The organism is Deltaproteobacteria bacterium (assembly GCA_035063765.1).
In the GTDB taxonomy this organism is placed as follows: Bacteria; Myxococcota_A; UBA9160; order UBA9160; family PR03; genus CAADGG01.
The window spans coordinates 34483-46189 of record JAPSFT010000017.1; the positions used below are offsets into that span (position 1 = coordinate 34483).

The window sequence follows — 11707 nt, forward strand, 5'->3', positions numbered from 1 at the left end:
CGGCGGCGTCAGGCCGGCTCGAACTGCCAGGTCAGGAGCTCGCCCCGGCTCGCGTCGCGGCACAGGGGCGCGAGCACGAGCGAGACCGCCATCCCGGCCCGAAGCCTCGCCGGGTCGGCGCTGCGCAGGCGCGCGAGCACGCGCAGGCCTTCGGCGAGGTCGACGAGCCCGAGCGTGTAGGGGCTGTAGGGCTCGTCGTAGCGAGCGGGCGGCGGCGGCGGGTAGTTCTGGACCGCCCAGCTCCACAGCGTGCCCGCGGGCCCGAACGCGGCGCTCTCGAGCGTGCCGCCGGGACACTCGGGATGGTTGCAGACGGAGGCGCGCGGGAAGTACGGCGTGCCGCAGCCGCTGCAGCGCGAGCCGAGCAGGCGGGGGCCGTCCGCCGTCTGCGCGAAGAGCCCCTCCACCACCGGGGTTCCGCCCGTCGCGTCCTGGGCCATCAGCGCGCCCGCGCCGCCCGGATCAGCTCGGGCAGGAGCTCGAGGCAGTCGCCGACGACACCGAAGCGGGCGTAGCGGAAGATCGCGGCGTCCGGATCACGGTTCACGGCGACGATCGTCTTGGCCGCCGAGCAGCCGGCCATGTGCTGGCTGGCCCCCGAGATCCCGATCGCCACGTAGAGCTCCGGCCGGGTGATGCGGCCGGTGAGGCCCACCTGGCGCGCGGCGTCCACCCAGCCCTCGTCCACGATCGGGCGCGAGGCGCCCGCCATCCCGCCGAGCGCCGCGGCGAGCTCCTCGACGAGCTTGAAGTTCTCGGCCGACCCGAGCCCGCGCCCGCCGGAGACGACGACGCGCGCCTCCTCGAGGCGCGGCCCCTCGCGGCGCGCCGGCTCGAGGACGCGGACCCGCTCGTCCACCGCGGCGAGGTCGACCGCGACCCGGCGCAGGACCGGAGCCGTCTCCGCGACCTCCTCGGCCGCCCCGCGCGGGGCCGAGGGCGACGCGCCGAGCACGGGGGCCGCGGCGCCCGCGAGCGCGTACACCACGCGCGTGTCGCCGCCGTAGGCGGTGGCCGTCACCTGCAGGCTGCCGTCCGCGGCCGCCTCGACCTCGACGACGTTCATCGACACCGCGGCGCCGGTCCGCGCGGCGAGGCGCGCCCCGACGACCCTGCCGTCGCCGCCCTGCGGCACGACGAGGAGCCGCGGCGCCTCCTGCGCGCAGGTCTGGGCGAGCGCCGCGACGAGCAGGTCGGGCGTGGCCGGCCGGCCGCCGAGGTCGACGTGCAGGAGCTCGGCGGCGCCGAGCCGCGCGGCCACCGCGCGCGCGGCCTCCGCCGCGCCCGCGTCGCTTCCGAGCACGAGAGCGTGGAGCGGAGCGCCGAGCGCGCGGGCCGCACGGCGGGCGAGCCCGAGCGCCTCCTCGAGGCTGCGTGCCCCCTCCGCCCCTTCCTTCCAGGCGCAGGCCACCACGGCATTCCGCGCGCTCACGTCGCCAGCACTCCTTCCTCACGCAGCCGGCCGACGAGGCGCTCGGCCACCTCTGCGGCGCTCGCGCCCTCGACGAGCTCGCAGCGGCCGTGGAGGGCGGGCACGAACTGCCGCACGATCCGCACCCGCGGCGCCCAGTCCCCGGCGGCGAGTCCGAGCTCGGCGGGGGTCACCACGGCGGGCTTCATGCGCCGCGCCTGGAGCTTGCGGGCGGCGGTCGGATAGCGCACGGCGCCGAGCTCGTTGCTCACCGTGACGACGGCCGGGCCCGGCACCTCGACCCGCTCGTCCCCGTCCGGGGTGGCGCGCGTGACACGCGCCACCCCGGCGCCCCCCGCCTCGCTCCATTCCACGGCGCGCGCCACGGTGACGACGGGCAGGCCGAGGCGCTCGCCGAGCAGCGCCGGCACGACCCCCTGATCGTCGTCCGAGGCCTGGCGGCCGCAGAGCACGAGATCCGCACCGCCGGCGTTCCGGATCCACGCTGCGAGCAGGCACGCCACCGCGTGGGGATCGAGCGCATCGGCCTCGACCTGGATCGCAGCCAGCTCGTCGGCGCCGAGCGCCGCCGCGTGCCGCAGCACGCTCTCGCTGCCTCCGCCCACCGAGACCACCGCGATCGAGCACGAGACGCCGGCGTCTCGGATCCGCAGGGCCGCCTCGAGCGCCTGCTCGTCGAAGCCGTTCATGAGCGTCGGGATCGTGTCCTGGACCAGCGTGCGGCCGTCCCCGGCGAGCTGCAGGCGCCCCGCGAGCGCGAGGCTGTTCACCGCGTCGGGGTCGAGCACCTCCTTCACGCAGACGACGATACGCATGGTCCTCCCGGTCGCTCCCGGCGTTCGCAGCCGTGCTCACTCGCCCTCGAGGAAGAGGCTCCCCGATTCGCACCACACCGCGTCCGGGTGACCTTCGGGTTTGCGCGTGAGATCCGCAAGGAGGTACCAGCGCCAGGGCGGATCGCCGTGGTCCACGTAGTCCCCGGTGAGCACGCCCGCGAACTCCTCGCGGCCCGCGTAGCGCGTGCCGGGGATCGCCCGCCCGCCGTCGCACTCCGCGCGGCGGCCCGCCAGCCGGGCGTCGAAGCCGGCGCGCGCTGCCGGGATCCGCTCGCTCACGTGGCTCCCGCTCCCCGCGCCCGCCTACGCGTCCGCGCCCGCGAAGCCCACGCGCTCGAAGGTGTCGAGTGCCTCCTCGACGAGGTCGAAGAGGATCTGGCGCGCCGGCTTGAGCGAGGTGACGAAGCCGACGCCCTGCCCCGCGGCCTCGGTCATCAGGTCGGCGCGGCGGTGGTCGTTGGCACCCTGGATGTAGTCGGCGCTGAGCAGCATCTGGTAGGGAGCCGGCAGGACCGGCGGGGCGTCGGGCTTCGCCCAGGCCTCCGTCCACGGGCACTCGAGCACCCGCATCGTCATGCCGGAGATGCTCTTCGACCACGAGGTGTCCGCGGCCGAGGCGGCGATCAGCTTCTCCTTCACGATCATGTCGGCGTCGGACTCGCGCGACGCGAGCCAGAGGGTGCCGGTCCACACGCCGGAGGCTCCCAGGCAGAGCGCTGCCGCGAGGTGACGCCCGGTGGTGACGCCGCCCGCCGCGATCACCGGGGTGTCGCCGGCGATCGAGGCCACCTCGGGCACGATCGAGAAGGTGCCCATCGCGCCGGTGTGCCCGGCCGCGTCGAAACCCTGGGCGATCACCGCGTCCACGCCGGCCTCGATCTCCTTGCGGGCCTGGCGCGTCTTGCCCACCAGGCCGAAGACCTTGATGCCGCGCGCGCGGGCGGCGTCGAGCAGGAAGGCCGGGTTGCCGAGGCCCGAGGCGATCACCGGCACGCGCTCCTCGAGCAGCACCTCGAGCTGCGCCCGCGCCATCGCCTGGTTGAGGCCGCCCCACTGGTGGAGCGCCACGGGCCCCTTCGGGTCGGGGACCTTCCACTCCTCCTTGATGCGGCGCGCGAAGGCCCGGTGCGTCTCGGGGATCTGGGCCTCGAGCTCGTCGAGGGTTCCGGCCGGCGGCACCGAGGCGGGCAGCACCAGGTCGATCCCGAACGGCCGCTCGCCGACCCGCCCGCGGATCCACGCGATGTCGGCGGCGATCGTCTCGGGCGGGTGCATCGCCTCGCCGAGCACCGCGAAGCCGCCGGCGTTGATGACCGCGACGGCCACGTCCTTGCAGTGCGTGAACGCGATGACCGGGTATTCGATCCCCAGCATGTCGGTGAGCTTCGTTCGCAGCGGATCCTTGCGCATCGACTCCTGTCCCTCGGGTCGGCCGAAGATGACGGCTTTCCACCGATTCCGTATGACCCGTATCATACGGAACATCGCTCGCCCCTGGAACGTTGGCCCGGACCCGCGCGGCGGGACGTCCGGCGCTCGGGCAGCGGGGACGAAGGGGGGAGCCGTGGGGAGAGCGGTGTGGGGGGAGTGGAGATGAGCGAAGGGGCGCTCGCCGGGATCCGCGTCCTCGAGCTCGGCGAGGCCGTCTCGGCGCCCTACTGCGCGAAGCTCTTCGCCGACTACGGCGCCGAGGTGATCAAGATCGAGCCCCCGGGCGGCGAGGTGGCGCGCCGCTGGGGGCCCTTTCCGGGCGACCGCCCGCACCCGGAGAAGAGCGGCCTGTTCCAGTTCCTCAACACGAACAAGCAGGGCGTCACCCTCGACGCCGGCCGGCCGCAGGGCCGCGCGCTGCTCGGCGCCCTCGCGCGCGGCGCGGACCTGCTGATCGAGAACCAGCCGGCCGACCGCGCGCGCGCCTTCGACCTGCGCTGGGAGGCGCTCGCCGAGGCCAACCCCGGCCTCGTGATGGTCTCGATCACGCCCTACGGGCGCAGCGGCCCCTACGCCGACTGGCGGGGCTGCGACCTCAACGCCTTCCACCTCTCGGCGGCGGGCCATCGCTACTGCGGGCGTCCCGGCGAGGCGCCGCTCGAGCAGGGCACCTTCGCGGCCGACTTCTTCGGCGCGGCGGCGGCCGCGGCGTGGGGCCTCGGCGCGCTCTTCGGCCGCGAGGTCGCGGGTGGCGGTCAACACCTGGACGTGTCGTGTGCCGAGGCGATCGCTGCGGCCTTCGTCGGCGGCCAGAACATCGGCGCCTATGCGCAGGACGGCAAATGGGAGCACCGCACCGGCGTCGGCATGCCGCTCGGGGCTCCGGCGACGATCCTGCCCTGCAAGGACGGTCACGTCTGGATGCTGGCGCTCGAGCCCGGCCAGTGGGACGGGCTCGTCAAGGTGATGGGCGAGCCGGAGTGGGCCCAGCTCGAGATGTTCCGCGACATGTTCGTGCGCGCCCAGAACGCCGACCTGATCTACCCGCTGATCCAGGAGTGGGCCGCCGGCTACGGGAAGGCCGAGATCATGGAGCGCTGCCAGGCCGCGGGCGTGCCGGTGACCGCCGTCTTCGACGTGGCCGAGGCCGCGTCGCACCCGCACCTGCGCGAGCGCGGCTACCTGGTCGAGGTGGAGCACCCGGTGCTGGGCCGCCTGCGCGACCTCGGGGCACCCTTCCGGCTGCCCGCGTCGCCGGGCGGGCCGCGCACGGCGGCCCCGCTCCTCGGCCAGCACAACGACGAGGTGTACGGCCGGCTGCTCGGGCTCGGCCCGGACGAGCTCGCGGCGCTGCGCGCCGAGGGCGTGATCTAGCCCGCGCGAGAGGAGAAGGACGGTGACGCAGGCGCTTCCGCTCGCCCGGATCCGGGTCGCCAACTTCGGCTGGGTGTGGGCCGGCCCGGTGGTCGGCCAGACGCTCGGCTTCCTCGGCGCCGAGGTCTACAAGATCGAGTCGCGCGCGCGCGTCGACATGACGCGCACGCTGCCCCCCTTCGCCGGGGGCGTGCGCGATCCCGATCGCAGCCTCTCGAACCACGCCTGCTGGGCGGGCAACGGCAGCGTCACGCTGAACCTGAAGAAGCCCGAGGCGCGCACGCTCGCGCGCGAGCTCGTCGCGCGCTGCGACGTCGTGATCGAGAACTTCGGCCCGGGCGTGATGGAGGGGCTCGGCCTCGGCTTCGAGGACCTGCGCGCGGTGCGTCCCGACCTCGTCATGTTCTCGATGCCCGCCGCCGGGCTCTTCGGCCCGCTCAAGGACATCCGGACCTACGGCCTCTCGCTCACCAGCACGACGGGGCTCGACAGCGTGACCGGCTACGCCGGCGGTCCTCCGATCCCCTTCGAGAACGCCTTCTCCGACCCCTACAACGGCATCCTCGGCGCCTTCGCGATCCTGGCCGCGCTCCACCACCGCAACCGCACGGGCCGCGGCCAGCACGTCGACTACTCGCAGCAGGAGGCCGTGATGCAGATGGTCGGACCGGCCTTCATGGACTGGGTGCTGAACGACCGCGTGGCGGGCCCCCTCGGCAACCGCCATCCGGCGGGTGCGGCGGCCCCGCACGGCGTCTTCCCGTGCGCCGGCGACGACCGCTGGATCAGCCTCGCGGTGTTCGGCGACGAGGAGTGGCGCGCGCTCGTGGCCGCGATGGACGACCCGGAGTGGGCCCGCGCCGCGGCCTACGCGAGCCACGAGGGTCGCCTGGCCGCCCTCGACGCGCTCCACGAGCAGCTCGCGGCCTGGACCGCGGGCCACGAGGCGCGCGCTCTCGCCGAGCGCCTGCAGGCGCGCGGGCTGTGCGCCGCGCCGGTCCTCGGGATCGCGGACCTGCTCGACGACCCCCACTGGCGGGCACGCCGGACCTTCGTCGAGGTCGAGCACCCGCTCGGCTTCCGCGAGACGATCTACGGCGCCTACGTGAAGCCGAGCCGCAGCGAGCCCGCCGTGCGCCCGGGCCCCGCGATGGGGCAGGACAACGAGCGCGTCTTCCAGGGGCTCCTCGGCCTCGCGCCCGAGCGCTACGCGCAGCTCGTCGAGGAGCAGGTGATCTACTGATCCCGGGCGCAGGCGGGTCCGCTCTGGCAGGCGCGGCGAGCGCTCGGGTAGAGTGCCGGGCCGCTGGGGGTGGCGGAGCCGGAGGCCTTCGAGATGTCGGGCGTGCGTACCCTCGGCCCTGCTTCGCCCGCGCGGCGCCTCGTCCTCTGCGTCCTGCTGGCTTCCTTCGCGGTCGCAGCCCTTCCGGCCATCGCGGGCGCCCAGGCCCCGTTCGGCCATGCGTGCACGGCGCAGGAGGGCGTGCGCTTCTGCCCGACGGTCGAGCTTGCCGACCGGGTCCCGAGCTGGGACGGTACGCCGATCGACGTCGACGTGACGATCCCCGCGCAGCGCCCCGGGCCGTATCCGGCGATCGTGATGATCCACGGCTGGGGCACGAACAAGACGCAGTACGAGGCGACCAGCCCCGGCGGCTACGACAACCTCAGCTTCGCCAGGCGCGGCTACCTGGTCGTGAACCTCTCGATGCGCGGCTTCGGGCGGTCGTGCGGCCGCTACGAGAACGCGGACACCAGCACCAGCCCGGGTTGTACGAAGGGCTGGCTGCATCTTGCCGATCCTCGCTACGAGGCCCGCGACGTGCAGTACCTGCTCGGGCTGCTGGCCGACGAGGGCCTGATCCGCGGACCGGTCGCCACGACCGGCGGCTCGTACGGCGGCGCGACGAGCCTGGAGCTCGCCTACCTCCGCGACCGCATCCGCCTGCCCGACGGCAGCTTCCGCCGCTGGCGCAGCCCCGGCGGCCATCCGATGCGGATCGCTGCCGCGTGGGCGATCGCGCCCTATTCGGACCTCGTCAGCGCGCTGGCTCCGAACGGGCGCTTCCTCAGCGACCGCCCCTGGACCGGGTGGCTCAGCCGTTTCCCGATCGGTGTGCCGCAGAAGAGCGTCACGAGCGGGCTCTACCTGGCGGGGCTGTTCACTGCCTTCCTGGCACCGGTCGGTGTCGACCCGAGCGCGGACATCACGACCTGGTACGGCGCGATCATGGCCGGGGAGCCGTGGCCCGCCGAGATGGCGGGCTACGTGAACGAGGTCTATCGCCACCACGGCGCGTTCTCGATCCCGGATGCGCACCCGGCGCCGATGCTGCTCCAATCGGGCTGGACCGACGACGTGTTCCCGCCGCGCGAGTCGCTGCGCCCCTACGTCACGCTGCGGCAGCGTTTCGGACCGGGGGTTCCCGTCTCGCTCCAGCTCGGCGACGTGGGGCACTCGCGTGGCTCGAACCGCGTCGAAGCCAGCACCTACCTGCGCGACGAGGGCGTGGCGTTCATCGACCACTGGATGCGCGGCACGCGAGGCGGTCCGAAGCCCGGCGCCGTCACCGCCTTCGCGCAGACCTGCCCCCCGGACCCGGAGGCGGGTCCGTTCCACGCCCGCTCGTGGGAGCGGCTCGCGAACGGGTCGATCGGCTTCGGTGCCCGCGCTTCGCGCACGATCGTGTCGACGGGCGGTGATCCGGCCCTCGGGCAGGCCTTCGACCCGGTGTTCGGGACCCAGGATGCGTGCAAGACGGTCGCCGCGGAGATCGCGCCGGGTACCGCAACCTACGATCGGGAGAGCCCCGGTGTCCTGATGCTCGGGCTTCCCGAGGTGGAGGCCCGGATCCGCACGGACGGCGACGGCGGCATGATCGCCGCGCGTCTGTGGGACGTGATGCCCAACGGCCAGATGCGTCTGGTGAGCCGCGGGGTCTACCGACTGCTCGAGGACCAGTGTGGCTGGATCCGCTTCCAGCTCAACGGGAACGGCTACCGCTTTCCGATTGGCCACACGATCCGGATGGAGCTCGCGCCCAACGACGCGGACCACTACCGGAAGAGCAACCTGGCGTTCCGCGTAGAGGTCTCCCACGTGCGCATCACGTTGCCGACGCGCTCCGGGTCGAGCACCCTGCCGGCGCGGCGGGGAGGAGCCCACGGGGGATCGCGTCCGCACGCGGGCTCTCCGTGGGGCCGGAGCCGCTAGCTAGCGCCCCCGGAAGCGGGGCGGGCGCTTCTCGGCGAAGGCGCGCGGACCCTCGCGCGCGTCCTCGGAGGCCAGCACGCGCGCGCCGAGCGCCTTCTCGAGCACGAAGCCGGGCTCGAGGGCGAGGGCGCGGACGGCGATCTCCTTGGCGGTGCGGACGGCGAGGGGGCCGTTGCGGCAGATCTGCTCGGCGAGGGCGAGCGCCGCCGGCAGGAGCTCCGCCTGGGGGACGACGCGGTTCACGAGGCCGACCTCGTAGGCGCGCCGGGCGTCGATGCGCTCGCCGGTGAGGAGGAGCTCCATCGCGACGGCCCAGGGGACCTGGCGCGGGAGGCGCACGTGCGAGCCGCCGAGCGGGACGAGGCCCCAGCGCACCTCGCCGAGGCCGAAGCTCGCGTGCTCGGCGGCGACGCGCAGGTCGGTCCCGAGCACGAGCTCGAGGCCGCCCGCCACGCAGTAGCCGTTCACCGCCGCGACGACCGGCTTGAAGACGTCGGAGAGCTGCCTCTTGGTGGTGTCGGAGAAGCCCATGTCGTCGCCCGCCGTGAGCTGCTGGGCGTCGCCCTTCAGGTCCATGCCGGTGCAGAAGGCCTGCTCGCCGGCGCCGGTCAGGACCGCGACGTGGAGCTCCGGATCCGCCTGGAACGCGGCAAAGGCGGTCTCGAGGCCGACCAGCATCTCGCGCGTGAGCGCGTTGCGTGCCTCGGGGCGGTCGAGGGTGACGAGGGCGATCGCGCCGCGCCTCTCGAAGCGGATGGTGGACGGCAGCTCCACGTTCAACCTCCTGCTTCCCGGCCGGCGCCCGCCGGCACGGCGCGCCGGAACTTCGGCAGCGTGACGCCCTCGGCCACCTCCTGGAAGACCACCACGACCGGAAGATCGATCCGGAGCTCCTCGACGGGGCAGTCCACCACCTCGCTGAGGATCCGCACGCCCTCCTCGAGCTCGATGACGGCCGGCGCATAGGGGACGCGCGCCGCGAAGCCCGGGTGCATGGCGCGCGTCACGATCGTGTAGGTGAAGACGCGCCCGCGCCCGCTGGACGGCGTCCAGGTGAAGGCCGGCGAGCCGCAGGCCGCGCACAGTGCGCGCGGCACGTGCCGCCAGGCGCCGCAGGCGCTGCAGCGCTGGAAGCGCAGCTCGCCGCTCCGGCACGCCTCGTAGAACGCCCCGGCGAAGCCGTCCCGCCCGGGCAGGGGGAGGGCGCTCGCGTCGGCCGCCGTCATCGCCGGACCTCCGTTGCGCTCACGCGCTGCGCCCGAGGATCGCGATGCTGCCGTCCCCGAAGTCGCCCCAACCGGTCACGACCCCGAGCTCGGCGCCGGCCACCTGCCGCTCGCCCGCCTCGCCGCGGAGCTGGCGCACCGCCTCGACCACGTGGCTCATGCCGAGCACGTGCGCCTCCGAGAGCAGGCCCCCGTGCGTGTTGACCGGCAGCTCGCCGCCGAGCTCGATGCGGCCCCCCTCGACGAAGGCGCCCCCTTCGCCGCGCTTGCAGAAGCCGCACTCCTCGAGCTGCTGGAGCAGCTCGAAGGTGAAGCAGTCGTAGATCTGGGCGAAGTCGGCGTCCGCCGGGCGCACGCCGGCCGCCGCGAAGGCGCGCGGCGCCGCGGAGCTCAGGCCGGTGCGGAAGAGGTCGGCGCGCCCCGTGATCTCGTCGGCGGGATCGGGCTGCCCGCACGCCGCCCCGAGCACCGCCACCGGGGGTCGGCGCAGGTCGCGAGCGCGCTCGGCGCTCGTCACCACCACCGCGGCCCCCCCGTCGGTCTCGAGGCAGCAGTCGAGGAGCCGATACGGGTCCGAGAGCATCGGCGAGGCCAGGTAGTCCTCCATCGAGAGCGGGCGCCCGTGCATCACGGCGCGCGGGTTGCGCTGCGCGTGCCGGCGCATGGCCAGCGCCACGGCGCCGAGCTGCTCGGGCCGGGTCCCGAACTCGTGCATGTGGCGGCGCGCGAGGAGCGCGTACCACTGGAGCGGCGCCGTGAGCCCGTGCGGCAGGTAGTAGTCGCGCGCGATGGCGCCGCCGGGGATCGACGCCACGTCCTGCGCGACGATCTGGCGCGTACGCCGGCCCGAGTAGCCGGCCCAGCCGGCCGGCAGCAGCACGCAGTCGGCGGCGCCCGCGCTGACGGCCAGCGCAGCCGTGCCGAGCGAGGCGACCGGCGCGGCGCCCCCCACGTGGTGGGTGGTCGCGAAGCGGAGCTCCGGGCAGCCCAGGTTGGCCGCCAGCTCCTCCGCGCTCACCAGGTTCGGGAAGGGCAGGATCGCGTCGACGTCGGCGCGCGCGAGGCCCGCGTCCTCGAGGGCGGCGAGCGAGGCCTCGAGCTGGAGCCCGAGCGCGGTCGGCGCGCGCGCCACGTCGCGCGTGTACGCCGTCTCGCCGACCCCGACGATGCAGGCGCCGCCCCGCATGCCCGCGCCCCCGCCCGCTTCCTACTTCACGCGCTTGGTCGGCTCGATCCGGGCGAGCCGCGCCAGGTTGAGCCCGAGGATCCCCGCGCGGATCTCGTCGGTGATCTCCGGGTAGCCCCACTTCTCGCGCAGCTCGTCGGGCATCCGGAGCGTGCGTACCCAGTCCACGACGCGACGGGTGTCGTCGAAGGGCAGGTCGAGCCCCATCACGATCTTCTCGTGCGAGACCCACTGCAGCGCGGTCCCGATCGCGTGGTAGCCGCGGTAGGGCGAGCGCTGGTACCAGCCGACGATGCCCGAGAGGCTCAGGTAGAGGTTGCGGTGCTTGCCGGCGAGCCCGATCAGCTCCTCCGTGCGCGGCCAGCCCATGTGGTAGGCGATCACCTCGAGCTCGGGGAAGTCGAGGAGCACGCGGTCGAGGGCGCCGGGCATGCTGTGGGCGCTCGGCTGGGGCACGACGTACGACATCCCGGTGTGGACCGTGAGGGGTACGTGCAGCTCGCAGGCCTTCTCGTAGAAGGGCCACAGGCGCCGGTCGTCGAGGGGGCCCAGGTCCTCGGGCGCGTACACCTTGCAGAGCCGCGCGTTGCGCTCCTTGACCAGGTACTCGAGCTCCCAGATCGCGTGCTCGACCCCGCGGCGCAGGATCGGGCCCACGTTGCACTCGAGGTAGACCCGCTCCGGGTAGGGAGCGATCTGCTCGAGCACGAAGCCGTTGCTCGACAGGCAGGTGGCGCCTCCCGTCACGTCCATCATCGGCTCGCGCAGGGCGAAGGCCACGTCGACCCCCGCCTCGTCCATGTGCTTGACGAGCTCGGAGGCGATCGGCGCCGGCCAGTGGGCGTCCTCGCCGGTGAGGCCGCGCCCCGACCAGGCGCGCATGACCCCGTCGACGCTCCCCCACCAGCGCTGGACGCCCGGGTAGTAGGCGATCTCGGCGAGGGTCTGCGGGTTCATCAGGTGGCACTCGGAGAGTGCGACGAAGGGTTCGGGCCTGGCCACGGGGGT

The 11707-nt window shown here is 74.2% G+C and carries 12 protein-coding genes; 3 read left to right on the forward strand and 9 right to left on the reverse strand.

The features are described from left to right. Nucleotides 1-8: 8 nt before the first annotated feature. From OZ948_13615 to OZ948_13635, 5 genes are read right to left on the reverse strand one after another with little or no spacing between them, the layout of a single operon-like run. Nucleotides 9-440 (reverse strand): OB-fold domain-containing protein, encoded by a 432-nt coding sequence (locus OZ948_13615; protein ID MEB2345764.1) that lies wholly within the window; start codon nucleotides 438-440, stop codon nucleotides 9-11. After that, a complete protein-coding gene (locus OZ948_13620) occupies nucleotides 440-1432 on the reverse strand; it encodes an electron transfer flavoprotein subunit alpha/FixB family protein (GenBank protein ID MEB2345765.1) in 993 nt (330 codons plus the stop codon). Before OZ948_13620 ends, OZ948_13615 begins: the two co-directional genes overlap by 1 nt. After that, nucleotides 1429-2247, reverse strand: a complete 819-nt coding sequence (locus tag OZ948_13625) for an electron transfer flavoprotein subunit beta/FixA family protein (GenBank protein MEB2345766.1) — start codon at nucleotides 2245-2247, stop codon at nucleotides 1429-1431. Before OZ948_13625 ends, OZ948_13620 begins: the two co-directional genes overlap by 4 nt. Nucleotides 2248-2283: 36 nt before the next feature. Then, on the reverse strand, nucleotides 2284-2547 hold the full coding sequence (locus OZ948_13630; GenBank protein ID MEB2345767.1) for a hypothetical protein: 264 nt from the start codon (nucleotides 2545-2547) through the stop codon (nucleotides 2284-2286). Between the two features lie 24 nt (nucleotides 2548-2571). Further along, nucleotides 2572-3678, reverse strand: coding sequence for a nitronate monooxygenase family protein (locus OZ948_13635; GenBank protein MEB2345768.1), 1107 nt, complete (start codon nucleotides 3676-3678; stop codon nucleotides 2572-2574). A 183-nt stretch (nucleotides 3679-3861) separates the two neighbouring features. Between OZ948_13635 and OZ948_13640 the strand changes: the two genes are divergently transcribed. The 3 genes from OZ948_13640 (at nucleotide 3862) to OZ948_13650 (ending at nucleotide 8287) form a co-directional block, all read left to right on the forward strand. Continuing rightward, nucleotides 3862-5073, forward strand: coding sequence for a CoA transferase (locus tag OZ948_13640; protein MEB2345769.1), 1212 nt, complete (start codon nucleotides 3862-3864; stop codon nucleotides 5071-5073). A gap of 22 nt (nucleotides 5074-5095) precedes the next feature. Further along, entirely contained in the window at nucleotides 5096-6316 is a 1221-nt protein-coding gene (locus OZ948_13645; protein MEB2345770.1) for a CoA transferase, read from the forward strand. Nucleotides 6317-6409: 93 nt separating this feature from the next. Then, nucleotides 6410-8287, forward strand: a complete 1878-nt coding sequence (locus OZ948_13650) for a hypothetical protein (protein MEB2345771.1) — start codon at nucleotides 6410-6412, stop codon at nucleotides 8285-8287. Here OZ948_13650 and OZ948_13655 read toward each other — a convergent pair whose 3' ends face one another. From OZ948_13655 to OZ948_13670, 4 genes are read right to left on the reverse strand one after another with little or no spacing between them, the layout of a single operon-like run. Further along, nucleotides 8288-9067, reverse strand: a complete 780-nt coding sequence (locus OZ948_13655; protein ID MEB2345772.1) for an enoyl-CoA hydratase-related protein — start codon at nucleotides 9065-9067, stop codon at nucleotides 8288-8290. After that, nucleotides 9064-9513, reverse strand: a complete 450-nt coding sequence (locus tag OZ948_13660) for a Zn-ribbon domain-containing OB-fold protein (GenBank protein ID MEB2345773.1) — start codon at nucleotides 9511-9513, stop codon at nucleotides 9064-9066. The genes OZ948_13655 and OZ948_13660 overlap by 4 nt, the downstream gene beginning before the upstream one ends. A 19-nt stretch (nucleotides 9514-9532) precedes the next feature. Next, nucleotides 9533-10699: a transporter gene (locus OZ948_13665; GenBank protein ID MEB2345774.1), complete on the reverse strand. Its 1167-nt coding sequence runs from the start codon at nucleotides 10697-10699 to the stop codon at nucleotides 9533-9535. 21 nt (nucleotides 10700-10720) lie between these two features. Further along, nucleotides 10721-11701, reverse strand: coding sequence for an amidohydrolase family protein (locus OZ948_13670; GenBank protein MEB2345775.1), 981 nt, complete (start codon nucleotides 11699-11701; stop codon nucleotides 10721-10723). Between the last annotated feature and the right edge of the window lie 6 nt (nucleotides 11702-11707).

Bases quoted from the DNA above. Each gene is read 5' to 3' on its own strand.
- OZ948_13615 (MEB2345764.1), bottom strand. From the start codon at position 440: ATGGCCCAGGACGCGACGGGCGGAACCCCGGTGGTGGAGGGGCTCTTC.
- OZ948_13625 (MEB2345766.1), bottom strand. From the start codon at position 2,247: ATGCGTATCGTCGTCTGCGTGAAGGAGGTGCTCGACCCCGACGCGGTG.
- OZ948_13635 (MEB2345768.1), bottom strand. From the start codon at position 3,678: ATGCGCAAGGATCCGCTGCGAACGAAGCTCACCGACATGCTGGGGATC.
- OZ948_13640 (MEB2345769.1), top strand. From the start codon at position 3,862: ATGAGCGAAGGGGCGCTCGCCGGGATCCGCGTCCTCGAGCTCGGCGAG.
- OZ948_13650 (MEB2345771.1), top strand. From the start codon at position 6,410: ATGTCGGGCGTGCGTACCCTCGGCCCTGCTTCGCCCGCGCGGCGCCTC.
- OZ948_13660 (MEB2345773.1), bottom strand. From the start codon at position 9,513: ATGACGGCGGCCGACGCGAGCGCCCTCCCCCTGCCCGGGCGGGACGGC.
- OZ948_13665 (MEB2345774.1), bottom strand. From the start codon at position 10,699: ATGCGGGGCGGCGCCTGCATCGTCGGGGTCGGCGAGACGGCGTACACG.